Origin of the sequence: Phaeobacter sp. HS011, assembly GCF_018101215.1 — a bacterium.
Taxonomy (GTDB): Bacteria; Pseudomonadota; Alphaproteobacteria; order Rhodobacterales; family Rhodobacteraceae; genus Phaeobacter; species Phaeobacter inhibens.
Genome location: NZ_JAGEUF010000003.1, coordinates 177,392 through 199,410 on the forward strand (window position 1 = coordinate 177,392; position 22,019 = coordinate 199,410).

The window sequence follows — 22,019 nt, forward strand, 5'->3', positions numbered from 1 at the left end:
GCTGATGAGCGACGAGGTCTGGAAACGTGACGAGGTGCAATCGCCCTGCATTCAAATCTGTGTCGTCCACCCGGAGGCGCGGATCTGCACCGGTTGCTACCGCTCCATCGACGAAATCACCCGCTGGTCCAAGATGAGCAACGATGAACGCGCTGAGCTGCTGGAGACCCTGCCCGACCGCGCCAAGGAGCTGACCAAGCGCCGCGGCGGCCGCAGCGCCCGCCTAAAACGCAGCTAATGCGGCGCGCGGCACATGCCGCGCGACAACGGATAGCGGGCTGAAGAGCCTCCGATTTCTGCCATCAGAGGCTGCGCGCGCCCTCGTAACCTTATGATAATCATGCGGAATAACCCCTGACCCATTGTTTCGCACGCGAAACATTCAGGCAGGACTGCTGACCTAAGTCAGCCACCCCCGCGCCGGATCGGTCCAGTCCGCCATCTCGGGTCGGAAATAGGCGATCATGCGGCCCTCTTCAGGTGCGCTGGCGCCCTCTGCCCAAGGCGCGACCCCGTGCAGGCACAGCCGGTGCATCAGATAGGCCTCACCCGGTTTTGCTGACACCGTGACACGCGGGCAGGTCTCGAACACCTCCTTGCGGGCATTGGTATAGGCATCCGTTACATCGACCTCTCCCCACTGCCCCGGTGGGATACCGTCAAATGCTGCTGTGAAGGCACGGCGCATGATCACATGGCTGCCCTCCCAGATCACCAGCGGAGAGGCATCCGGGCTGCTTTCATTCAGCGGCAGGCCGAGAACCCAGGCGTGTGGTTCTTCCACCCGGCGGCGACGGGCATCGCCGAACATTTTCACCCCGTCCACATGGGCCGCGTCGCGATTGATCCGGTAGCGCAGCGCAGCCTCTCCCTCACCGGGGCGCGGCCGTGGGTAGCCGGGAAAAACAGAGGAGACCTGCCCGCGATGCAGATCTGGCAGACCGCCCAGATGCACTGTGATGAAATCGATAGCGGGGCCTGCCAGCTCCGGCCCGGCGGGCAGCTGCCCACGCGCATCATTGGGTAGCGCATCAACACCGATGAACCACGTCCCCTCACATTGCAGCCAGTCCGCATTGGCCGGATCCTGCAGCGCCTGAATGCCAGCGTGATGCGCATGGCGCGCCCAGGCCAGCGTGTCCGCACCCGCCGGGAAATCACACCAACCCTTTGTTAAGAACCGCTGCCAATCCATTGTAAAACCTTACCAAAGATAGAAATCAAAATCCCAGAGACTTGCGCAGCATATTCAGCGCCACAAGGATCAGGAACACCGCAAACACCCGCTTCAGCGGTTTCGGGTCCATCGCGTGGGCCAGCTTCACCCCCCAGGGGGCGGTGATCAGCGTCATCGCAATCACCACGACAAAGGCGACGAGATTGACCGCCCCAACGGTGAGCGGCGGGCGCGCTGCGGCCTCAACTGGGAGGAACAGAAATCCAATCACTGAGGGCACTGCAATGATGACACCAAAGCCCGCCGCCGTGGCCACAGCCCGGTGAATGGGCGTGGCATGCAGGCTCATCAATGGCACGCCGAAACTGCCGCCGCCAATGCCCATCAGAACCGACAAAAACCCAACCATGGGCGACAGGATCATGCGGCGCGCGCCCTTAGGCATCTCGCTCCCCAGTCGCCAATCAGCGCGGCCAAAGGCCATGTAACAGCCGATCACCAGCGCCAGCACGCCAAACAGCGCCTGCAATGTGGTGGAGCGCAAGGAGGACGCAATCGTGACGCCAATGATCGCCCCGATAGCAATCCCCGGCCCCCAGCCGCGCAGGATATCCCAATCCACTGCACCCTTTTTGTTGTGGCTCATCACCGAGCGCAGAGAGGTCACGATAATCGTCGCCAGAGACGTCGCCAGGCACATCTGCATCAACTGATCGCCGCCATAACCCAGCGTCTGGAAGACATAGAAAAACGCAGGCACCAGAACGATGCCGCCGCCAACCCCCAGCAGGCCTGCCAGAACACCGGCCACCGCGCCTGTCACGATCAGCAAACCAGCCATCTGCGCCAGCACAGCAGGCTCCGGCAGCAGGGCGGCAGTGGTCACAAGACTAGTGGTCAGGGCTGACATCGGCGGCTCTCCTCATTGGCGGTCGGCATTCCGGCCCGACATGGCTCCATCGTGGATAACGGTGCGGGGCGCAATTCCGACCCCTCCCCTACAGGGTGAGCGCAAATTTGTCTCAGGATTTCTTGCGGTTCAGTCGATTGCAGCAGTGACCCGTGGTCGCAGGGCATCGCAGGCCTGCCCCATTCGGCAGGTCACGCGCAGGCCCCTGCCGGATCAGGCAGCAATCCCCGTCACTTGTTCCAGTGCAGTTTCCACCAGTCGGGTATCCGCCCCCTGGCGACTTGCGCCCTCTGACAATACCCGCCGCCAGTTGCGCGCACCGGGCCGTCCGGCGAACAGTCCAAGCATATGCCGGGTGATCTGATGCAAACGGGCCCCCTGCGCCATCTGATCGTCGATATACCCCAGCATATGCCCCACAACGGCCACCGGATCTGTGGCACTGCCGGTGCCAAAGATCAGCGGATCCGCCTGTGACAGGATATCGCTGGGCTGGTGATAGGCGGCGCGGCCAATCATGACACCATCAAGGCCCCGCTCCAGATGCGGCAACGCCTCATCCAGACTGGCCACCCCCCCGTTGAGAGAGATATGCAGCTTCGGGAACTCCGCCTTCATCTGATGCGCGATATCATAGTCGAGGGGCGGAATATCGCGGTTTTCCTTGGGGCTAAGCCCTTTCAGCCAGGCCTTGCGGGCATGGATAGTGACCCGCTCACAGCCTGCCGCCGCGATGCGCTCCAGAAACACCGGCAGCACCTCTTGCGGATCCTGATCATCGACGCCAATGCGGCACTTCACGGTGACTTCGACATCAACCTTCGCCCGCATGGCCGCGACACATTCTGCCACAAGATCCGGTGATTTCATCAGCACCGCGCCAAAGGCCCCCGACTGCACCCGATCACTGGGACAACCACAGTTAAGGTTTATCTCATCATAGCCCGCCTCGGCGCCAAACTCTGCAGCCTGCGCCAGCTCCGCCGGGTCAGAGCCGCCCAGCTGCAACGCCACAGGATGCTCCTGCGGGGAATGGTCGAGCAAATGCAAAGCCCCGCCCCGCACCAAGGCAGGCGCCGTTACCATCTCCGTATACAGCAACGCTTCATGACTCAGCAGCCGGTGCAGGTAACGGCAATGGCGATCGGTCCAGTCCATCATCGGCGCAACCGACAGGCGTGCCGCTTGGCGAATGGCGTTGGCGTTGGCGGGTCGCGGAAATGGGGCGTTGATCTGATCGGTCATGTCAGGGTTCTTTTCGTCAGGACTTTTCTCAACTGGGCTCATCTCGTCGGGACTGATTGCTGTGGTTCCACGCAACAGGCAGGTTCCGCGCCGCATATCATCAATTCCCGACGGATATCCAGCACCCTGCCGCAACCGCATGCGGCAGACGCGCGATCAGATCAGCGGGCGGCGTTCTGGCTTTTCCAGATCAATCAATGCACGCTCGGCAAGGGTATCCAGATCGGTGATCGACAAAAGGCCATTTTGCCAGTCCGCCAATCCCGCATCGCGCAGCGCCTTCAGCCGTTTGTTGGTATGAACCAGCGACAGGCCAAGCGCATCCGCCAGATCCTGCTGGCGATAGGCCAGCGGAACCGTGTGCCCCTCCTCCAGCCCGACCGCGCGCAGACGCAGGTAAATCCGCACCAAGGCCCATGCAATGCGCTGCGAGGCATCACGCTGCCCCAAGGATGCAATCGTCTCGCCCAGGAAATGCTCCTCCACCGCTGCAATCCAGGTCAGATCATACGCACGCGCCGGATACTGTTCAAACAGGCGGAAGATTTCAGAACGCCGAAACACGCAGAGGGTCATGCTGGTTGTCGCCTCAACGGAGTGTTTCATCTCTCCCATAAGACCGGCCTGCAAGCCCATGAAATCGCCCGGAAAGATGAAATTGATCACCTGCCTGCGTCCGTTTTCAAGCGTGGTGTAGCGGGTGCCCATGCCCTTGAGCACCGTATAGACCTGCGGACTGTTTGAGCCTTCCAGCAGAATGGTTGTCCCGGGATCGACCACCAATTCGCCGGTCTTGAACCCCTGAGTGAAGGTCAGTTCTTCCTTGCTCATCGGATTGAAAATGTCGCGGTTTCGCAGGGGGCAATCCTGACAGTCGGTGGTCAACAATGCGCAATCCCCTTCGGCGGTATGTCATAGATTAATGCAAGCCTAGCCCAGTTCGGCGCAAGATGCACGAAACGAAAGGCCACTCCCCTATGCAAGACGATCCGCCGGTCACCTCGACCACAGCCAAGAGCGCTGTCTATGTTGTTGCGTCGAAAGATTATTTGACCACCTGCGATATCTCTGACACGATTTTTGAGCTTCACACCGATGCGCAGGTGATCTGCCATCTGTCAATTGAGGCGGCGATGGCCGACATCTGTCGTCACAGCACCATCGCCGTGGTGTTTGCCGAGGCCGGGGTCGCGCTGGTGGATCAGCTACAGCTGGATCAGATCATTCCGGCGCGCGGTGGCAAACTGGTGTTGATGGGCACTGCAGCGGAGGCTGAACTAGAGGCCGCAGAGATTGGCTCCTACCCTTGGCCGGTGCTGTGTCGCCCGTTTTCTGCTGCGGTGATCAAAAGCTGGCTACCGCCCCGGCATACGGCCCCGAAAGCCACAGCTGGGAACAATGCGGGGCCTGACACGTTACCTCTACATCTACGCATTGTGGACTAACCTTTTGAAGGAGAGAGAAGATGCTTGGTTGGGCACTTACATTTCTGGTCGTGGCACTGATCGCGGGTTTGCTTGGTTTCGGTGGTATCGCGGGGGCGTCGGCTGGTATCGCAAAGATCCTTTTCATTATTTTCCTTGTCCTCTTCGTTGTGGCCATGGTCATGCGCGCACTGAAGGGAAAGCCGCCGGTATAACCCGCAGCATAACCCGCAGCGCATCCTGATTTCAGATTGAGAAACTGGCCCGTCATCGGCGTCCTATCGGAGCCATGGCGGGCCATCGGTGTTTTTATCACTTGTGCAGAAGGTCATCCGCTGACTGGCAGGCCTCTGATCTATTTGCGGCCCGCGCCGCAGCTGGCCGGAGCACTGTTGCCGACCAAATCAGGGTTTCGTCCGTTTGTGCTTGGCCCGCTGGAGATCAGGCCCCGGGGGATCAGCCCGCAGCCTTCCCCGGAAGCGCTGCCGAGATCTCGCGGCTGGCCTGTTCCCACTCACACGCGAGGGTCATCAGGTCCGGCATCTCTTCGGTCTCGATATGTTCAATGGTCAGCAGCGCCTCTCTCAACTCAGTGAAGCCAAGCACAGCCGCTGATCCAGCCAGCCGATGGGCCTCCTGCCGCTGGTCGGGACCCAGCGTTTGTGCCGCGCGCAGGTCGCTGAGAAACTGATCCACCTCCTCGCAATACCCCGCAAGGAACTGCGCACCGCGCTCGGCGCCAAGGGCTTGAAAAAATTGCGTGATATCTGATCCCTGATCAGAGGAAACTGCCTCTGCCTGCCCCGGTGCTGCCACGATCGCCTGCTCTTGTACTATGGCCGCCGTCGGCGCCGATCCTGATCCTGGCTGATGCCCTGCAGCGGGCGCATTGCCGCCGGGCCGATCCCGGCGGACCTGGCGCGATATCACCTCAGCCAGAGTCGATTTGCTGACCGGCTTGGTCACCACCTCAGCCAGCCCGGCGTCACGTATCCTCGCATGATCACGTGGGGCCACATGCGCGGTGAGTGCGACGATTTGCGTGCCTTCTGCCAGGCGCTGTTCGCGAATCTGGCGGGTGGCCTCAATCCCGTCCACCTCCGGCATGCTGATGTCCATGAAGATGAGATCGAAGCGTTCGGCGCGCGCGGCTGCGACACCTTCAGCCCCGCCGGGGGCCAGCACCACCTGATGGCCAAGATTGGTCAGCATCCGCTCCACCAGAAGCCGGTTGATTTCGTTGTCTTCGACCACGAGGATCCGCGCCGCATCGTCCCCGGCCTGAATGTTGCCCGCGTTCTGCAGCGCCGCAGGTGCTTGCGACACAGGCGCCGGATCGGCGTGTGCCGCATCTATCACCCCCCCGGTATGGGAGGCCGGCAGTGGCAACGAGATGGTGAAGAGGCTCCCCTCCCCCAGCTCACTTTCGCAGGAGATGTCGCCCCCAAGCGCCACAACGATGCGGCGGGTGATCGCAAGACCTAGCCCGGTGCCCTCGCTGCTGCGCGCGTAACTCGCATCAAGGCGAATGAAATCCTCAAAAATCCGGTCCAGATCACGTTCAGCGATTCCGGCGCCGGTGTCGGCGATGCTGATCTCGACGGTGTCACTCTGCCCGAGGCGCTGCACATCGACCGACACCGCCCCATCGGTGGTGAATTGCAATGCGTTCTCGATCAGATTGACCAAGACCTTCTTCAGCGCGACCGGACGCCCCAGCACATCTCCTCCGCTGGCGCCAAGACTGCAATGCAGGCTCAGATCGTTGCGACCACGGCGGGCGGTGCTCTGATGTGCGTCGATCAGTTCCTGCACCAGATCGCTGAGGTTGAAAATGCGCTGATGTTCATAATCGACGCTGGTTTCCAGCTGTGACAATTGCAGGACGTCATTGACATGGGCCATCAACCGGTCGCCTGAGGTGCGGATCGCCGACACATAGTCGTGCTGATCCGGTGACAGGGCGGTGCCCTCAAGCAATTCAACCGCGCCGAGGACGCCGGTCAGAGGTGTTCGCATTTCATGGCTCATCACCGTGAGAAGATCTGCCTTCGCCCGCTCGCCTGCCAGCGCCTCATCGCGGGTGCGCGTCAGCTCTTCCTCAGCGGCGATCCGGTCCGAGATATCGCGCAGATAGCTGACAAAGACGGTTTCTTCCGCTGATTGGCTGGCAGTGATCGACAGCTCCACCGGGAAGATCTCACCCGACTTGCGCTTGGCCTCCAACTGCACACGCCCCTGGCCGATGACCTTGGCCGTGCCGCCGGCGCGATAGGCCTGCATGCCCTGTTCGTGGGCATCGCGCAGATGGTCGGGGACGATCAGCTGCGCCATATCGGCGCCGGTCGCCTCCCCCCTTGAATAGCCAAAAATCGTCTCCGCCGCGCCGTTCACCTCCTGGATGCGCCCATCGTCGCCGACAACCAGAATGGCATCCAGGGAGGAGGTGATCATGGCGCGCATCCGCGCGACGGCGAAGCGGGTGCGTTCGGCCAGACGTTTGCCGCGCTGATACAGCCGCCCCATCATCAGCGCCGTCAGCGCCAGCGCCACGCAGAGCGCCAGCACGACCCAGGCCAACCGAGACAGGATCGCAAAGAGGTTGAGGCGTTTCTCCTCCGTTATGCGCGCATGTTCAGCAAGCCCCGCAAGCGCCAGCACCCGCAGGTCATCGCGGTTCTTCCTCAGGATCTTGCTTACCTGCGGCAGGCCGAACAGCAACGCCTCATCCGGGCCGTCAATGTAGGTGATCAACGTGTCGATCCGCGCCATGACCCGTTGCAGGATCTGAGCGTTTTCCGGGGCCTCGCGAACAGATTTGAAGGTCCGGCTTTCGCGGATGGTGGCAACGCGGCTATAGAGGATATCGAATTCGCGGCGGACCTGCGACAGATCCTGCGCATCGCGCGCTGACAGAACTGCATTCTCCAGCTTCAGCTGTTCAATTTCGGCCTGAGACAAGGTCCACTGCAGGCTGTCGGTTGCGGCGGTTGAGAGGACCTCCAGGCGCACCAGCACCTCGCGCCCCAGCCGAACAGACTGCACCGCGAGCAAGGCAAGAACCAAGCCCACGGTGATCAGGACGCTGCGCGACACCAAAGGGTTCTCCCTGAGCCGCACCTATGAAGGGCCTCTGTCTGTGCCGGTCATTGGCCTACTGTGATCTCCTCAAGCTGCCAGATGCTGCGGGAATAAACCGCCTCTGTGCGATATGTCGGGTCGCTGTCATAAGGGTAGACGATCCACAAAGGCCCCTTGTCGCGCACCGACATGGTCGCGCCATTGCGTTCATAGGCGACCATCGGGCCGCCGTTTGTGGCGTCGGAGACGGGAATTTCAACGGCGTAGTCGTTGATCGCCCGGGCCACGACAACACCTGATTGCCCCTCGGCGACGCCGACATGGGCCAGAAGTGCGGCCAGGCTCACCCCGGTGAAGGCCTGCTCTCCCGAGGTCCAGATGGTCCGGGTATCAAATTGGGCCACCGGCAGGTTGCGCAGCTCCTCCATGGAGAATTCATGCCGCTGCATGTCACCGCCATCGGCAGGTTTGATGGCCACGGTCAGCACGGCCGCATCCGATTGGGAGGCCTGCGCTGCGCCAGACGGCAGGCCGCAAAGCAATGTGACAGCTGCGAGCAGTGCCGCGATGTGAAGGTGCCAGTTTTTCATAGCGTCAATCCTTTTGCCCGTGCGCCCCAGCGTATCCAAGGTGGTGTTCCGCGGTAATGCACATCTCTGATCTGGGTCCAGCCTGTCACAAACCGCCGCGTCGGGCATCTGTTCCTGCGGATAGACTGCTATTCTTTGGTATAGGATTCGTAACCAGAACCGCGATTTTTTGCCACCTGAGGTCGATTTTACGTGCGGTTGCGCCCGCAGAAGGGCAAAATGGCCTATAGCATCGGGATTTGCGCCGCGCCCAAACGACTGCCAGACCCGAGTCCAAAGACCACTGCGCCCCGGGCCGGGTGCGATTGACATTTTATCAACCAAATTACGGTTATCCTAACACCCAAGCCGGTACTTAGCAGGAGCTCACATGCGTATTCTTTTGGCGGACGATCACGACATGGTTCGCGAAACAATATCCGCCTATCTGAAATCAGAAGGCGGCGCTGCCGTGACCTCGACCATCGATCTGCCCGGCGCGCTGAGCGAGATTGAAGAGAACGGGCCTTATGATCTGGTCCTGCTGGATTACAACATGCCCGGCATGCAGGGGCTGGCCGGGTTGGGCACCGCGCTGAAGGCCAATGGTGGCAAGGGCGTTGCAATCATCTCAGGCAGTGCGCCCAGCCGTACCGCGCAGGAGGCGTTGGATGCCGGGGCCATTGGTTTCATCCCGAAAACCATGGGCGCGCAGTCGCTTCTGAATGCCGTGCGGTTCATGAGCGCCGGGGAAATCTATGTCCCGGTTGAGCTGATGCGCAAGGAGGCCGAGGCGCCCGCCCATCCGCTTGCCGACAAGCTGAGCCCGCGCGAGATTGAGGTTCTGAACGGGCTGTGTCGCGGTCTGTCGAACAAGGAAATCGCCCGCGAGCTGGAGTTGCAAGAGGTGACAATCAAGCTGCATGTCCGCACGCTCTGCCGGAAGCTTGAGGCCAAGAACCGCACCCAGGCCGCGCTGACGGCGAAGGAGGCCGGCCTCTTCTGAGGGGGCCAATCCACGCCAACAGGCTACCGGCCTTGCTGCAGGCCTTGCTTGCCGTGACCTCACTATGATTGCGCACCCAACCTGATGGTTGAGTGCGCTTTCGTCACCTTGAGACTGGGATCCGGACCTGTTCATGGACACCTAGATCCGATCGAGTTGCCAAGATCAGGGAACCACCGCCCAGCGAATGACGTAGGCCACGCAGCCCAGGGCAGCGACGCTGGCAATCCAGATCGCAGCAAACCACAACAGTCGGCCAACAGGGCGCGAGGCGCCCGGCTCGGGCTGCGGGTTCGGGCTGTTGGCTGGTGTTTTCGCAGGCTTTCCCCGCATCAATGATACCCCTCCTCCGGGTTGATCTTGCCGCGGAATACCCAATAGGCATAGGCGGTATAGCCCAGGATCAGCGGCACAAGCACCACCGCGCCGACCAATGTGAACATCAGGCTTTCATCCGGGCCCGCGGCCTCGGCAATGGTCAGGCCCGGCGGTACGATGAACGGATAAAAACTGATACCGATTCCGATGAAGCTGAGGACAAACAATCCAAGCGCGGCGAGGAATGGCTGCGCGTCTCGTGTCCCCTTCAACCCCTGAAACAGCGCGTAACTGCACAGCGCAACCAGTCCTGGCACCAGTAGGCTGAACAGGCTGCCGGGCAGGTTGAACCAGCGGCGGAAATACTCCGGGTCCTGAAACGGTGTCAGCAGGCTGACCAGTGCAATTGCGGCCAGTGTTCCTGCGCCAAGCCAACGGGCGTAGCCACGCATCTGGCGCTGCAACTCACCCTCGGTCTTCATATTGAGCCAGGTCGCCCCCAGCAGCGCATAGCCCGTCAAAACCGCCAGCCCGGTGAGGACCGAGAACGGCGTCAGCCAGTCCCACCACCCCCCTGCGTAAGCGCGGCCCTCGATCTCGACCCCCTGTACCAGCGCGCCCAGCGCGATGCCCTGCATGGTGGCGGCGACCACGGATCCGCCGAAGAACGCACTGTCCCAGACGCCGCGCCAGCGGGTGGTGCGCCAGCGGTATTCAAAAGCCACACCGCGAAACACCAGCGCCAGCAGCATCAGGGTGATGGGCATATAGAGTGCCGGCATGATCACCGCATAAGCGAGCGGAAAGACCGCAAACAGCCCCCCGCCCCCCAGCACCAGCCATGTCTCATTGCCGTCCCAGACCGGCGCGATGGAGTTCATCATGGTGGCCCGGTCGCGCTCTGAGGTGGCGAAGGGGAACAGGATGCCGACGCCAAGGTCGAATCCGTCGAGGACAACATAGGTCAGCACCGCAAAGGCGATGATTCCGGCCCAGATGAAGGATAGATCAAACAACATAGTAAGGACCTCTGTCAGTTGCCTTGCGGGGTGGGATCATCGGTGATGTCTCGGTCGACCTGCTGCGCCGGGGTGATCCCCGCCGCGCGCACAGGGCCATCGCGCAGGCCAAGATTGCGGGTCGCAGGTGCCTTGTTCATCATGCGCAGGATGTAGAAGGTTCCAGCCCCGAAAATGAAGAAGTAGACAATCACAAACGCTGTGAGGGAGGCCGCGACCGCAGGTGCGGACACCGGCGCCAGACTGTCAGAGGTGCGCAGCAGACCATAGACCGTGAACGGCTGGCGCCCGACCTCGGTGGTGATCCACCCGGCCAGAACCGCAACGAACCCCATCGGCCCCATCGCAATCGAGGCGCGGTGCAGCCAGCGACTGTCATAAAGTTGCCCACGCAGGCGCCCCCAAAGCGACCAGAGCCCAAGACCCGCCATCGCAAAGCCAAGAGCGACCATCACCCGGAAGCTCCAGAACAGGATCGCGACTGGCGGCTCGTCCTCGTCCGGGATGGTGTCGAGCCCGGCCAGCGGCGCATTCAGATCATGTTTCAGGATCAGGCTTGAGAGTTTGGGGATCTCAATAGCGTAGTCGATTGATTTTGTTTCGGCATTCGGCAGGCCAAACAGGATCAGCGGAGCCCCCTCTGGGTGGCTGTCATAGTGACCTTCCATCGCCATCACCTTGGCCGGTTGATGTTCCAACGTGTTCAGCCCGTGCATATCCCCGGCAAAGATCTGGAGCGGGGCAACCACCACCAGCATCCACATCGCCATGGAGAACATCCGCCGCGCCGCTGCATCGGTTTTGTCGCGCAGCAAGTGCAATGCGCCGACACCCCCCACCACCAGCGCAGTGGTGAGGAAGGCCGCCAGCACCATATGCACCAAGCGGTAGGGGAAGGAGGGATTAAAGACGATCTGCCACCAATCCTCCGGCACAAACTGGCCAACCTCATTGATGCTGTAGCCTGCAGGTGTCTGCATCCAGCTGTTTACGCTCAGGATCCATGTGGCCGACATCAGCGTCCCAAAGGCGACCATTGCGGTGGCGAACATATGCAGCCTGTCCCCCACACGGGCACGGCCAAACAGCATGATACCCAAAAACCCGGCCTCAAGAAAAAACGCAGATAGCACCTCATAGGCCATCAACGGGCCAAGAACCGGGCCGGTCTTATCCGAGAACACCGACCAATTGGTGCCAAACTGGTAGGACATCACGATACCGGAGACGACCCCCATGCCAAAGGCGACCGCGAAGATCTTTTTCCAGTATTCAAACAGGGTGTAGTAGGTTTCATCCCGGGTGCGCAGCCACTGTGCATTCAGCACGGCCAGATAGCTGGCCAAGCCGATGGAAAATGCCGGGAAGATGATGTGAAACGAGACGGTGAACGCAAATTGCATACGTGCCAGTGTCTCGGCTGTTAGCCCATCAAACATATCTGGTCTCTTTCCTAGAATTCGGCGCCGCCCCTGACCGGTTAGGAGTGCCAACCGTTGTTGGACGGCCTTCTTCTTGTGACAAAGCTAATACCGGAGCGCAGAATTGCAGGTGGCAGAAAGCCGCAGCGCGGCGACAGGTCTCAGGTTTTCCGCACAGCGCCAATCTATGCTAGTTCCTGAAAAAGCAGTTGCACAGCCAGTTTCAACGAGCTTTTGACAGGGCTGATCCGGGCCAGACCTTTGGTCCGCAGGGGAAGGTGGCAGAATGGCGCAGACGAGAACGGAATGACAGCTATGACCCCGGCACACCCTCTCTGGATTGATCGTTTCGCCGGACTGGCCAGATTGGATGCAGAGACCAAGGCGCATATCCTCGCTGAGGCCGCGCTGGTGAACGTGCCGAAGGGCGCGGTGATTTTTGGTCCCGGCAAGTCACCCGAAAACATGCTGTTCCTGCTGGACGGCACGGTCCGGGTGCAGCAGGTCTCCGACAGCGGGCGCGAGATCCTGCTTTACCGGATCAATGCGGGCGAGAGCTGTGTGCTGACCACCGCCTGCCTGCTGGCCTATGAGGATTACGCTGCAGAAGGCATTGCCGAGACGGATGTGGCCGCCGCCGCCCTGCCCCGATCGGTGTTTGATGCGCTGGTTGCCGCCTCTGCGGAGTTCCGCAGCTTTGTCTTCTCGGCATTTTCCAAGCGGATCACCGATCTGTTTCTGGTGATTGACGAGGTCGCGTTCCAGCGCGTCGACGTACGGCTGGCGCAGGGGCTTTTGGATCTGGCCGGAGCAGGCGACCATCTGGCGGTGACCCATCAGCAGCTGGCCGTGGATCTGGGCACCGCACGCGAGGTTGTGTCGCGCCAGATGCAGGAGTTTCAGCGCCGGGGCTGGGTGCAGCTGGCGCGCGGCAGTGTCGACATCGTGAATCGCGACGCGCTGCGGCAGCTGGCCGGGCGCTGACCCGCACCGCCCCGGTTTTTGGCGATGGTTGGGCGCAAGGGTGACTTTGTCACAGACAGAACGGGGCGATCTGCGGTTTCTGGCGAGGAGATATCGCCAAGGAGTAGATAAGATGACCAGAAACGTCGGCACCCTCGACCGGATTATGCGCCTGATGCTGGGCGTTGCCCTGATCGCCATGCCCTTTGTCAGCGGATTTTCCATTTTTACCGCAACCTGGACAACCGTGTTGTCGGTGGCCGCCGGAGTGGTGATGCTTCTGGTGGCGCTCACACGCAGCTGTCCGGTCTACACGATTCTCGGCTGGCGCAGCTGCAAGCTCTGACCCCGGCCTATCGCGCTGTCTACCGTTGACCACGGCGCCACGCTGGCGTTCAAGGTGATGCACCGGCTTGAGACCCACCCCCGCTGCAAGACTGTACGTCACACGCAAAGAAAGACGTGAATGCCCTCTCTCCTGACCCGCTATGTCCCGCTTTTGACCTGGGGGCGGGAGTATGACCGCCTGACCCTGACCAATGACCTGATTGCGGCGGTGATCGTCACCATCATGCTGATCCCGCAGTCGCTGGCCTATGCGTTGCTGGCGGGTTTGCCACCTGAGACCGGGCTTTATGCCTCAATCGTGCCGATCCTGCTTTATGCGGTATTTGGCACCAGCCGCGCGTTGGCGGTGGGGCCGGTGGCGGTGGTCTCCCTGATGACCGCCGCCAGCCTGAGCCAGATCACCGCACAGGGCAGCATGGGCTACGCGGTCGCGGCCCTGTCGCTGGCCGCACTGTCCGGCGCGATCCTATTGGCGATGGGGCTGCTACGACTGGGGTTTCTGGCGAATTTCCTGTCGCATCCGGTGATTGCCGGATTTATCACCGCCTCCGGCGTGCTGATCGCCACCAGCCAGATCAAGCATCTGCTAGGGATCAGTGCTGAGGGGCACACCCTGCCTGAATTGATCCTGTCGCTGCTGGAGCATCTGCCGCAGCTCAACTGGCCAACCGCGCTGATCGGCGGCGCCGCTACAGTATTTCTGTTCTGGGTGCGGCGGGGGCTGAACCCGACCCTGCGTCGGCTTGGGATCGGCGCGCGCCTTGCGGGTTTTCTGACCAAGGCCGGACCAGTTGCCGCAGTTGTCGTCACCACGCTGGCGGTCTGGAAACTGGGGCTGGCGGAGCGTGGCGTGAAGATTGTCGGCGCGGTGCCGCAGGCGCTGCCGCCCCTCACCCTGCCAGATCTGTCACAGGACCTGCTGGCACAGCTGTTGCTGCCAGCGGTGCTGATTTCCGTCATCGGATTTGTGGAATCGATTTCTGTGGCGCAGACCCTGGCCGCCAAACGGCGCCAGCGGATCGATCCGGATCAGGAGCTGATCGGTCTGGGCACCGCCAATCTCGGCGCGGCCTTCACCGGTGGGTTTCCAGTGACCGGCGGATTCTCCCGGTCGGTGGTGAATTTTGACGCCGGAGCGGAAACCCCGGCAGCGGGAGCCTTTACTGCGGTCGGGCTGGCGATTGCCGCTGTGGCCCTGACACCGTTGATCTATTTTCTGCCCAAGGCGACCCTTGCCGCGACCATCATCACTGCCGTCATGGGATTGGTGGATTTCTCCATCCTGCGCAAGAGCTGGGGCTACTCCAAAGCCGATTTCGCCGCCGTTCTGACCACCATTGCGCTGACGCTCCTGATGGGGGTCGAGGCGGGTGTTTCGGCTGGGGTGGTTCTGTCGATCCTGCTGCATCTCTATAAATCGTCCCGCCCGCATATTGCCGAGGTGGGCCGGGTGCCGGGCACCGAACATTTCCGCAATATCCTGCGCCACGAGGTGGAGACCCACCCCGGCCTGCTGACCCTGCGGGTGGATGAGAGCCTGTTTTTCGCCAATGCGCGGTTTCTGGAGGATTGCATCCATCGTCGGGTGGCCGATGATCCGCAGATTGATCATGTTGTGCTGCAATGCTCGGCCATCAATGACATCGACCTTAGTGCGCTTGAATCGCTGGAGGAGATCATGCACCGGCTGTCAGAGATGGGCGTGATGCTGCACCTGTCGGAGGTGAAGGGACCGGTCATGGACCGGTTGCGGCGCGGCGCGCTGCTGGATCACCTGACCGGTAAGGTGTTTCTGAGCCAGCATGACGCCGTGGAGGCATTGCGGCCTGCCGGGGGCGAGACACGTCTCTCCGTGCCGTCCCTTGGTGGTTAGGCGCGATCCCCACCAAATGCAAACCGGGCCGCGAAATAGCGCGGCCCAGGTCTGCCTTGTCGGTGGTGGTCAACCGGTGTTCCGGCGGGGCCCCTAAGCAACGCCGGACAGGACCCTGCGTTCTGCCATCCGGATGCTGCGGGTCGGCGCCACTTCGATCAGGTGCAGAGGGCGAATGCCGATATTGTCGATCTGCTGGATTTCGCCGCCGCTGGTCAGGCTTTGATCCCGCCAGACCATCTGCACCCGCTCCTGCGACGAAACCATTGCGGAGCCTTCGACCACCCGCCAATGGGTGCCCAGCGTAGCCACAGAAAGCGGCAGGCTTTGTCCGGGCAACACAGTCAGATGTTTGACGATGTGCTGCGCGCCCATATCGAGGGTCTCGCTGTGACCCCAGCTCTCCATGGTGCCTTGCTTGGCGGTGCGGGCGCCCCCTTCGCGCAGCTGATCGCCGTACCAGCTGGCCAAAGTCGCCGCATCGTTGCTCTCGTGCAGGGTTGCGGTCTGGCCTTCTGCAGGCGCCTTGCGGCTATGTGGCAGGGTTTTGCACCAGCCAGCCTCACCCGAGACGCTACCGGACAGCCAAGCCTCCCATTCGGCATCGCTGGCGACCTCAGGCTCAACCTGCCAAGCGTCGAGTTCATTCCAGCCTGCATCCAGTTCCACAACCGAAAGACCATCAAGGTGGCGCAGAACCGCATTTTCAAAGGAGCTGCCACGGGACCGGCGATAGCTTTCGGGATCCAGAGTCAGGATGCCATTCACCTGCAGGCCCCGGGCAACCGCCGTCCTGCTGGGCATCAGGATCCGGGCAGCGTGCTTCTTGTAGACCGCCAGCAGCGTGTCGAGCCGGGCAAGATAAATGCCAGTATTCCAGAGCTTTGCGGCAGGCTGCTCACGCCAGCCATCAAAGGTTGGGCTGCGCTGATCGAGGAACTTGCTCACCGGGGTTGCAGCCTCTGCGGTCAGGCTCTGCGTACATTCGATATAGCCATGGCTGCGGCAGGCACGATCCGTCTGCACCCCCAGCATCACAATATCGCCCTGCTGTGCCGCCAGAACCCCCTGAGCCAGCGCATCCTGAAGCTGGTTGGCGTCATCAAAATCCTGATCCGCAGGCAGGATCAGAACAAGGCTGTCAGCCGAAGCCCGCAGGCTATGCAGAGCCGCGATCACACCTGCAGCGGTTTTGGTGGCTCCGGGTTCAAGCAGCAGCTGGCCGGTGATGCCTGTGGCCTCCAACTGGGTGTATGCCACCTCGGCAAAGGTGTCGCTGGTCAGCACCGTCGGAGCGTGAAATTCAGGTGCGGCAATGGCCGACAGGACGGTCTGAAAGCGGCTCTCGACGCCGGCGGCGTCTTCAAAATGCATCGGCACCATATCTGCGCTGCTGGCAATATCGGCATCTGTGGCTCCGGCGAGAACGATAGGGAAGATCATGCTGCAGTCCTTTCGGTGTATCCTGGCGGTTCTGGGATGACCCAGAGCGGGCGTGTTGATTTCACATTAGGGGTTTCAGCGATCACGATCTTCTATCCAGTGGGTGTTTCTGGGCGCGAAAAAGGATAGCACCTGCACAACCTTAGCGTTCGACCTCTGTGCAATTCATCATAGAAGTGGTTCAAATTTCCCTAAAATCCTACCGTGACAGCAGCGCTTTTGGCGGATATGTTCCCGGTATGTCCACGCCTGTTTCCTCCATCCGCAATCTTGGCCCCGCCTTTGAGGCGGCCTGTACCAAGGCGGGCATCCCCTCTGCCGAAACGCTGCGCACGCTGGGGGCGGATGCGGCCTATACCCGACTGCTGGAAGCGGGCAACCGGCCGCATTTCATCGGCTATTACGTTCTGGTGATGGCCCTGCAGGGGCGACCCTGGAACGATTGCAAAGGCGCAGAGAAAGCGGCCCTGCGCAAACGATTTGATGCGCTGAAAGCTGGCAGCTTTGATGCCGGCAGGTCTGAATTCGAGCGCGCCCTCAATGAGATCGGGGTGATCGAGCGGCGGTGAGAACGGGAACCATTCCCGAGCTTTGCGAGTTGTATCTGTAACAGCAACCAACGCTTTGGGAGAGCTATCATGGATCTTATTCGTATTATCGCCGCCGTCATTCTGCCGCCGCTGGGCGTTTTTCTTCAGGTCGGTCTGGGCAAGCACTTCTGGCTGAATATCCTGCTGACCCTGCTCGGCTATATCCCCGGCATCGTCCACGCCGTCTGGGTCATCGCACGGGAGCCCCAGCATGCCTAATGTCGACACCCCGCATGAGGAGCGCCTACAGTCGCTTGAGCGGTTGGCGCATGACATGGACCGCGCCTTTCGCCTGCCTGTTCTGGGTGCGCGGGTCGGCTGGGACAGCATCCTTGGACTTGTGCCGGGCGTCGGCGATGCGCTGGCGCTGGCGCCTGCGGGATACATTGTGCTGTCCGGCTACCGCATGGGCGCCTCAACCGGCACGCTAGCGCGGATGGTTGGCAATATCGGCGTCGACGCGGTGATCGGTACGATCCCCCTGGTGGGTGACCTGTTCGACATCGGCTGGAAGGCCAATCTGCGCAACGTTGCCATCCTGAGGCGGCATCTCGAAAAAAAGACGATGGCGGGCGAGCCCTTGGCCAAACGGCTCGCCCGCAGGGGGTTCGAGCATATCAACGCCCCAACCCGCAGGACATTGAAGGCCGCCCGTAATCTGCCGCAACGCCTGCACGGCCACGGCGGCAGGGAATCCACGAGCAGCCCAGCTGATGCACGGCTGCGTCATAGCTGACCGATATCACGGACGATCGCGCCCGGAGGCGCGTTACGAAAAAGGCCGCCCCGGATGTTCCGGCGCGGCCTTTGTTCATGTTCTCATGCTGAAACAGCGGTGGCTTAGCCTACCAGCTCCAGACCGGAGAAGAAATATGCGATCTCAACCGCTGCGGTTTCCGGTGCGTCGGAGCCGTGAACGGAGTTTTCGCCTACGGATTCGGCGAACTCAGCGCGGATGGTGCCCGCAGCTGCGTCGGCCGGGTTGGTGGCGCCCATAACTTCGCGGTTTTTCGCGATGGCGTTTTCGCCTTCCAGAACCTGAGCAACGATCGGCGCGGATGCCATGAATTCGCAGAGTTCATCGTAGAACGGACGCTCAGCGTGTACGGCGTAGAACTCGCCCGCTTGCGCTTTGGTCAGGTGGATGCGCTTTTGTGCGACGATGCGCAGACCTGCGTCTTCGAACTTGGCGTTGATCTTGCCGGTCAGGTTGCGGCGGGTTGCATCGGGTTTGATGATCGAAAAGGTACGTTCCAGAGCCATTAGGCATACTCCTGCATATTGGGCCGCGGAAAGGACCTCCCGGGGCCGGAAACTTCGCGCGCCGCCTAACATGGCTTGCGCCTCATGGGAAGGGGGTTGTTGCACTCCCGCTGCCCGGCGCGGGCCATCAGCAGGCCAAAGTCGCGACATATATGCCCGCTCAGACGTATCGCGGCGCGCTTTGGCCCATTGGACGCCCTGAGGCCAATTGACAGCACCGGGTCACTGGGTCACACCGCTGCCATGTTACGTATCAGCGATATCTCCTATGCGGTCGAAGGCCGTCTTCTCTTCGATGGCGCCAGCGCCACGATCCCCACGGGCCACAAGGTCGGATTGGTGGGCCGCAACGGCACCGGCAAGACCACCCTGTTCCGCCTTATCCGCAATGAGCTGTCGCTGGAATCCGGCAGCATTTCCCTGCCCAGTCGCTCACGGATCGGCGGCGTGGCGCAGGAGGCACCGGCCTCTGATGTGTCGCTGATCGAGACGGTTCTGGCGGCGGACACCGAGCGGGCAGAGCTGCTGGCCGAGTCCGAGACGGCACAGGATCCCAATCGGATCGCCGAAATCCAGACGCGGCTGAGCGATATCGACGCTTGGTCGGCGGAGGCGCGCGCCGCCTCGATCCTGAAGGGGCTGGGGTTTGACTATGAGGCGCAGCAGCGCCCCTGTTCGGACTTTTCCGGCGGCTGGCGGATGCGGGTGGCACTGGCCGCCGTGCTGTTTTCGCAACCAGATCTATTGCTGCTCGATGAGCCGACCAACTATCTCGACCTTGAAGGCGCGTTGTGGCTGGAGGCCTACCTGGTCAAATACCCGCACACGGTGATCATCATCAGCCACGACCGCGAGCTGCTGAACCGGTCAGTGAACGGCATCCTGCATCTCGAAGAGCTGGGCCTGACCTATTATTCCGGCAACTACGATCAATTCGCCCGTCAGCGTGCCGCCAATCGCGCCAATCAGGCGGCTCAGGCCAAGAAACAGGACGCCCGCCGCGCCCATCTGCAGGCCTTTGTGGACCGTTTCAAAGCCAAGGCCAGCAAGGCCAAACAGGCGCAAAGCCGGGTTAAGATGCTGGAGAAAATGGAAACCATCCGCGCGCCCGAAGACGCTGCGCGCACGGTCTTCACCTTCCCCGAACCCGAAGAACTCTCGCCGCCGATCATCGCCACCGAAGGCGCATCGGTGGGCTATGACGGCACCACAATCCTGAGCCGTCTGGACCTGCGCATTGATCAGGACGACCGCATCGCGCTGCTTGGCAAGAACGGCGAGGGCAAATCCACTCTGTCCAAGATGCTGTCTGGGCGTCTGGGTGTAATGACCGGCAAGATGACCCAGTCCAGCAAGCTGCGGATCGGCTTTTTTGCGCAGCATCAGGTGGATGAGCTGCATATTGACGAAACCCCGTTGCAGCATCTGCAACGCGAGCGCCCCAATGAGGGACAGGCCCGTTTGCGCGCGCGGCTGGCGGGTTTTGGTCTCGGGTCGGATCAGGCCGATACCGAGGTGGGGCGGCTGTCCGGTGGGCAAAAGGCGCGTCTGTCGCTGCTGCTGGCCACCCTGCCCGCGCCGCACCTCCTGATCCTCGATGAGCCGACCAACCACCTGGACATCGAAAGCCGCGAGGCGCTGGTGGAGGCCCTGACCGCCTATTCTGGTGCGGTCATTCTGGTCAGCCACGATATGCACCTGCTGAGCCTTGTGGCGGACCGGTTGTGGCTGGTCTCCGGCGGCACGGTGAAACCCTATGAGGGCGATCTGCCCTCCTATCGTGATCTGCTGCTGACGCGCGACAAACCGGCGGGCAAATCCAAGACCAAAGCCGAAAAGCCCAAACGCCCGTCGCGCGATGCGCTGCTTGCGTTGCGGGCCGAGGTCCGCAAAGGTGAGGCACGGCTGGAGAAGGTCAGTGAAATGCGTGACAAACTGGCCAAGAAGCTGGCCGATCCGGCCCTCTATGACGAAGAGCGGAAGGATGAGGCCGTGGTCTGGCAACGCAAATACGCGGAAGTGATGGAAGCGCAGGACCGGGCAGAGGATCTGTGGTTGAAGGCGGTGGAGAAGCTTGAGAAAGCGGAGGCCCTGTGATGGACACCGCCTTTCTGATCACCTCCTTTGTCACGCTGTTCGTGATCGTGGATCCGATTGGCCTGACCCCCATCTTTCTGGCGCTGACGCAGGGTATGACACCGGCGCAGCGCCGGGCGATTGCCCTGCGCTCGACCGTGACCGCCGCCGTGTTGCTGGCGGTGTTTGCTGCCTTTGGTGAGGCGGTGCTGGGGTTTGCCGGGATTTCCATGGCAGCATTCCGCATCGCGGGCGGCGTTCTGTTGTTCCTGACCGCCCTCGACATGCTGTTTGAACGCCGCAACAAGCGGCGCGAGGACCGCAGCGAAGAAGATGACTTCGACGACCCATCGGTATTTCCGCTGGCCATCCCGCTGATTGCCGGTCCCGGCTCCATCGCCACGGTGATCCTACTGACCGGCCAACAGCCGGGTTTTGCCGGGTTTGCCATGGTGATGGGTGTCGTCTTTGCGGTGCTGGGTATCCTGCTGATCATGTGCCTGTTCTCGGGCCTGTTTGAGCGACTGTTGGGTAAGACAGGCATTACCGTCGTGACCCGCCTCTTGGGGATGCTGCTGGCGGCGCTGTCGGTGCAGTTTGTGCTGGACGGTCTGCGGGCCTTTGGCTTTGCCGGGGGGTAACCCCTCGTAACAGGTGATTTCCTTCCCATATTAGGCGGTGAAGCCCGAATAGCGCAGGAGAAGCAAGTTGGACGGCATCGAAACCCCACGGCTGATATATCTGGTGCTGCTGCTGGTCGCGGTTGGCTCCTGGGTGTTCGTGCAGAACCGGCAGGGGCTGGGCAAGACCGTGCAACAGCTGGCGATCTGGGCGTTCATCTTTCTTGGGGTGATTGCCGGCTATGGCCTGTGGGAAGATATCCGCAGTACGGTTCAACCGCAGCAGGTGGTGATGCGCGACGCGGGCCGCGTCGATGTGCCCCGCGCGCGCGACGGGCATTATTACCTGACCGTGGATGTGAATGACGTGCCGGTGCAGTTTCTGGTCGATACCGGCGCCAGCGCCGTGGTGCTGAACGATGAAGATGCCCGACGGGTTGGCCTGAACCCCGATGATCTGGCCTATCTGGGACGCGCACGGACCGCCAATGGCGAGGTGCGCACCGCCTTGGCCAAGGTGGACAGCATGTCACTGGGCGGCATCACAGACCGCAACATCAGCTTGTCAGTGAACGAGGGGCAGATGGATCAATCGCTACTGGGCATGGATTATCTGCAACGCTGGTCCAGTATCGAGATCCGCAACGGATCGCTGATCCTGACCCGCTGAAGC

At 61.5% G+C, this 22,019-nt stretch carries 24 protein-coding genes; 13 read left to right on the top strand and 11 right to left on the bottom strand.

The genetic code is table 11. The annotated features are described in order from the left end of the window. The first annotated feature begins 4 nt into the window (after positions 1 to 4). A complete protein-coding gene (locus J4721_RS06795; protein WP_102876778.1) occupies positions 5 to 238 on the top strand; it encodes a DUF1289 domain-containing protein in 234 nt (77 codons plus the stop codon). Positions 239 to 400: 162 nt separating this feature from the next. Here J4721_RS06795 and J4721_RS06800 read toward each other — a convergent pair whose 3' ends face one another. The 4 genes from J4721_RS06800 to J4721_RS06815 all read right to left on the bottom strand — a co-directional run bounded on the left by J4721_RS06800 (position 401) and on the right by J4721_RS06815 (position 4,220). Then, positions 401 to 1,195, bottom strand: a complete 795-nt coding sequence (locus tag J4721_RS06800; protein WP_211002425.1) for a hypothetical protein — start codon at positions 1,193 to 1,195, stop codon at positions 401 to 403. Positions 1,196 to 1,220: 25 nt separating this feature from the next. Continuing rightward, positions 1,221 to 2,087, bottom strand: a complete 867-nt coding sequence (locus J4721_RS06805) for a sulfite exporter TauE/SafE family protein (RefSeq protein ID WP_211002424.1) — start codon at positions 2,085 to 2,087, stop codon at positions 1,221 to 1,223. Positions 2,088 to 2,300: 213 nt separating this feature from the next. Then, positions 2,301 to 3,332: a tRNA dihydrouridine(20/20a) synthase DusA gene (gene dusA / locus J4721_RS06810; protein ID WP_211002423.1), complete on the bottom strand. Its 1,032-nt coding sequence runs from the start codon at positions 3,330 to 3,332 to the stop codon at positions 2,301 to 2,303. A 156-nt stretch (positions 3,333 to 3,488) separates the two neighbouring features. Beyond that, positions 3,489 to 4,220, bottom strand: a complete 732-nt coding sequence (locus tag J4721_RS06815; RefSeq protein WP_211002422.1) for a Crp/Fnr family transcriptional regulator — start codon at positions 4,218 to 4,220, stop codon at positions 3,489 to 3,491. Positions 4,221 to 4,309: 89 nt separating this feature from the next. On the opposite strand from J4721_RS06815, the gene J4721_RS06820 reads away from it, so the two are divergent. After that, complete coding sequence (locus tag J4721_RS06820) at positions 4,310 to 4,777, top strand: hypothetical protein (RefSeq protein ID WP_247655924.1); 468 nt, start codon at positions 4,310 to 4,312, stop codon at positions 4,775 to 4,777. Between the two features lie 20 nt (positions 4,778 to 4,797). After that, positions 4,798 to 4,971 carry a DUF1328 domain-containing protein gene (locus tag J4721_RS06825; RefSeq protein ID WP_014880317.1) on the top strand — a complete coding sequence of 58 codons (174 nt, stop codon included), beginning with the start codon at positions 4,798 to 4,800 and terminating at the stop codon, positions 4,969 to 4,971. Positions 4,972 to 5,212: 241 nt separating this feature from the next. Here J4721_RS06825 and J4721_RS06830 read toward each other — a convergent pair whose 3' ends face one another. Both J4721_RS06830 and J4721_RS06835 read right to left on the bottom strand, forming a co-directional pair. After that, positions 5,213 to 7,852, bottom strand: a complete 2,640-nt coding sequence (locus tag J4721_RS06830) for an ATP-binding protein (RefSeq protein WP_371816060.1) — start codon at positions 7,850 to 7,852, stop codon at positions 5,213 to 5,215. A 50-nt stretch (positions 7,853 to 7,902) separates the two neighbouring features. Then, positions 7,903 to 8,535, bottom strand: coding sequence for a molybdopterin-dependent oxidoreductase (locus J4721_RS06835; protein ID WP_102849267.1), 633 nt, complete (start codon positions 8,533 to 8,535; stop codon positions 7,903 to 7,905). Positions 8,536 to 8,797: 262 nt separating this feature from the next. Here J4721_RS06835 and J4721_RS06840 point away from each other — a divergent pair, with 262 nt between their 5' ends. Next, positions 8,798 to 9,412, top strand: a complete 615-nt coding sequence (locus J4721_RS06840) for a response regulator transcription factor (RefSeq protein ID WP_014874950.1) — start codon at positions 8,798 to 8,800, stop codon at positions 9,410 to 9,412. Between the two features lie 165 nt (positions 9,413 to 9,577). Here the strand turns inward: J4721_RS06840 and J4721_RS06845 are convergent, their stop codons facing one another. Genes J4721_RS06845 through J4721_RS06855 form a run of 3 tightly spaced genes read right to left on the bottom strand, consistent with a single transcriptional unit; the run spans position 9,578 to position 12,188 of the window. Then, positions 9,578 to 9,745: a DUF2474 family protein gene (locus J4721_RS06845; RefSeq protein WP_211002420.1), complete on the bottom strand. Its 168-nt coding sequence runs from the start codon at positions 9,743 to 9,745 to the stop codon at positions 9,578 to 9,580. Further along, positions 9,745 to 10,749 carry a cytochrome d ubiquinol oxidase subunit II gene (gene cydB / locus J4721_RS06850; protein ID WP_211002419.1) on the bottom strand — a complete coding sequence of 335 codons (1,005 nt, stop codon included), beginning with the start codon at positions 10,747 to 10,749 and terminating at the stop codon, positions 9,745 to 9,747. The genes J4721_RS06845 and cydB overlap by 1 nt, the downstream gene beginning before the upstream one ends. A 14-nt stretch (positions 10,750 to 10,763) precedes the next feature. Next, on the bottom strand, positions 10,764 to 12,188 hold the full coding sequence (locus J4721_RS06855; RefSeq protein ID WP_014874952.1) for a cytochrome ubiquinol oxidase subunit I: 1,425 nt from the start codon (positions 12,186 to 12,188) through the stop codon (positions 10,764 to 10,766). 297 nt (positions 12,189 to 12,485) lie between these two features. On the opposite strand from J4721_RS06855, the gene J4721_RS06860 reads away from it, so the two are divergent. The 3 genes from J4721_RS06860 to J4721_RS06870 all read left to right on the top strand — a co-directional run bounded on the left by J4721_RS06860 (position 12,486) and on the right by J4721_RS06870 (position 15,354). Further along, a complete protein-coding gene (locus J4721_RS06860; RefSeq protein ID WP_102876788.1) occupies positions 12,486 to 13,154 on the top strand; it encodes a Crp/Fnr family transcriptional regulator in 669 nt (222 codons plus the stop codon). Positions 13,155 to 13,266: 112 nt separating this feature from the next. Next, positions 13,267 to 13,479 carry a DUF2892 domain-containing protein gene (locus tag J4721_RS06865; protein ID WP_102858724.1) on the top strand — a complete coding sequence of 71 codons (213 nt, stop codon included), beginning with the start codon at positions 13,267 to 13,269 and terminating at the stop codon, positions 13,477 to 13,479. A gap of 120 nt (positions 13,480 to 13,599) precedes the next feature. Continuing rightward, entirely contained in the window at positions 13,600 to 15,354 is a 1,755-nt protein-coding gene (locus J4721_RS06870; RefSeq protein WP_102914922.1) for a SulP family inorganic anion transporter, read from the top strand. A 93-nt stretch (positions 15,355 to 15,447) separates the two neighbouring features. Here the strand turns inward: J4721_RS06870 and J4721_RS06875 are convergent, their stop codons facing one another. Continuing rightward, complete coding sequence (locus J4721_RS06875; RefSeq protein ID WP_211002418.1) at positions 15,448 to 16,797, bottom strand: alginate biosynthesis protein; 1,350 nt, start codon at positions 16,795 to 16,797, stop codon at positions 15,448 to 15,450. A 239-nt stretch (positions 16,798 to 17,036) separates the two neighbouring features. On the opposite strand from J4721_RS06875, the gene J4721_RS06880 reads away from it, so the two are divergent. From J4721_RS06880 to J4721_RS06890, 3 genes are all read left to right on the top strand, one after another. After that, positions 17,037 to 17,366, top strand: a complete 330-nt coding sequence (locus tag J4721_RS06880) for a TfoX/Sxy family protein (RefSeq protein ID WP_102914920.1) — start codon at positions 17,037 to 17,039, stop codon at positions 17,364 to 17,366. A gap of 69 nt (positions 17,367 to 17,435) precedes the next feature. Beyond that, complete coding sequence (locus J4721_RS06885; RefSeq protein WP_014874958.1) at positions 17,436 to 17,606, top strand: YqaE/Pmp3 family membrane protein; 171 nt, start codon at positions 17,436 to 17,438, stop codon at positions 17,604 to 17,606. Then, positions 17,599 to 18,123, top strand: coding sequence for a DUF4112 domain-containing protein (locus tag J4721_RS06890; RefSeq protein WP_211002417.1), 525 nt, complete (start codon positions 17,599 to 17,601; stop codon positions 18,121 to 18,123). Before J4721_RS06885 ends, J4721_RS06890 begins: the two co-directional genes overlap by 8 nt. Before the next feature lie 104 nt (positions 18,124 to 18,227). Here the strand turns inward: J4721_RS06890 and ndk are convergent, their stop codons facing one another. Beyond that, positions 18,228 to 18,650, bottom strand: a complete 423-nt coding sequence (gene ndk, locus J4721_RS06895; RefSeq protein ID WP_014874960.1) for a nucleoside-diphosphate kinase — start codon at positions 18,648 to 18,650, stop codon at positions 18,228 to 18,230. Between the two features lie 243 nt (positions 18,651 to 18,893). Here ndk and J4721_RS06900 point away from each other — a divergent pair, with 243 nt between their 5' ends. The 3 genes from J4721_RS06900 (at position 18,894) to J4721_RS06910 (ending at position 22,016) form a co-directional block, all read left to right on the top strand. Further along, complete coding sequence (locus J4721_RS06900) at positions 18,894 to 20,747, top strand: ABC-F family ATP-binding cassette domain-containing protein (RefSeq protein ID WP_027247123.1); 1,854 nt, start codon at positions 18,894 to 18,896, stop codon at positions 20,745 to 20,747. Further along, on the top strand, positions 20,747 to 21,367 hold the full coding sequence (locus tag J4721_RS06905; protein WP_014874962.1) for a MarC family protein: 621 nt from the start codon (positions 20,747 to 20,749) through the stop codon (positions 21,365 to 21,367). The genes J4721_RS06900 and J4721_RS06905 overlap by 1 nt, the downstream gene beginning before the upstream one ends. 67 nt (positions 21,368 to 21,434) lie before the next feature. Then, positions 21,435 to 22,016, top strand: coding sequence for a TIGR02281 family clan AA aspartic protease (locus tag J4721_RS06910; protein ID WP_014874963.1), 582 nt, complete (start codon positions 21,435 to 21,437; stop codon positions 22,014 to 22,016). Positions 22,017 to 22,019 lie beyond the last annotated feature (3 nt).